At 52.0% G+C, this 1,279-nt stretch carries 1 protein-coding gene; it reads right to left on the bottom strand.

Annotated elements, in window-relative coordinates; genetic code table 11:
- On the bottom strand, nucleotides 1–1,122 hold a 1,122-nt coding region (gene treF / locus R7Z41_RS23900), incomplete at its 3' end, for an alpha,alpha-trehalase TreF (RefSeq protein ID WP_318141630.1).
- Nucleotides 1,123–1,279: the final 157 nt, after the last annotated feature.

The raw sequence follows: 1,279 nt of genomic DNA, 5'->3' as shown, positions 1-1,279 counted from the left end.
TGTCTCTTTCTCGCCTTTCAGCGCCGAGATGTTGGCGATGGCGCTCTCCAGTTTAAACAGGAAGGCATTCAGATCGATGGGGATGAACTGGGTGGTACGAATGCTCGCCAGACGACCAGTATCACGCAGCCAACGGGAAGAGTAATCCCAACCGGAGGCCGCCCCCGCGCGTAAATCGCGGTACACCTCGTTGGGCGGGCGACCAGAATGTTTCGCGGTTTCAACGTCCTCAAGCCAGGATTCGTCACGCGGCGTGTCGCGATCGTCCCAATAACGGTTGAGCAGCGATCCGTCCGGCATCCGCACAACATGGCGATAGGCCTGATTAGGGATCAACGATTCTGCACCGTCCATCCAGAAGGCATATTCCATTTTAAGGTGGTCGAGATAGCGGCGCGCACCGCGTACACCATCTTCTTCAAACAACTCCACCATCAGCGCAAAAACCGGTGGTTGCGATCGGCTCAAATAATAGGTGCGGTTGCCGTTGGGGATGTGACCATAGTTTTCGATCATCCAGGCGAAGTTATCGGCCATGCATTTCAGCAAATCTTCCCGACCACTTTCCGCCAGCCCCAGCATGGTGAAATAGGAATCCCAATAGTAGGTTTCGCTAAAACGGCCGCCCGGGACAATATATGACTGCGGCAGCGCCAGTAGAGAAGACCACGGAATGTGATCCTGTGGTTCGCGGGTTAGCACCGGCCACAGCTGGTCGATATGCTCTTTCAGGGAATTTTGCGGGTCCGATACATACTCGCTGGAGTAGACCTCCGGCAGCCAGAAGTGATTTTCAACAAACTTGCGCAAGTCAAAATCACGATGACGGCGCACTTTACGGTAGCGGATTAAGATATCCAGCGGGTCCATTTTAGGTGCGCAGTCGGGAAAGGTTTTACTGTCGGGGAAAATTTTCGCCGACTGAACATGCTCGAACAGTTCGAGATAGCGATCGGCAGGCGTCAGCGCATCAGAGGCGGGCAGCCCTTCAATCATCTCGGGTTCCGGTTCTGCCTCGATCATCTCATCCAGTTTTAATTCATACGGGTCCAGCTCATAGCAGAGATCGACTTCGATCATCAGTTCGTCTGGATTAGGGTTTTGAATTTTCTGATTGAGCATAAGGATCCAACCTCCGAAATTCGTCGCTAATTATCGGGCTTTTCTTTAAGGGTAGTCATTCGCTCCGCCTGGTGGGCGACAAAGCGTGCGGTGGATCACGTTTATTAACCTGTCAAAAAATATAACGCACTAATATCCATGGAATTTATAAAAATAC

Source organism: Vibrio sp. 1457, from assembly GCF_033340195.1.
In the GTDB taxonomy this organism is placed as follows: domain Bacteria; phylum Pseudomonadota; class Gammaproteobacteria; order Enterobacterales; family Vibrionaceae; genus Vibrio; species Vibrio alginolyticus.
The sequence above is the reverse complement of the archived record's forward strand: the minus strand, read 5'-3'. Positions and strand labels throughout refer to the sequence as shown.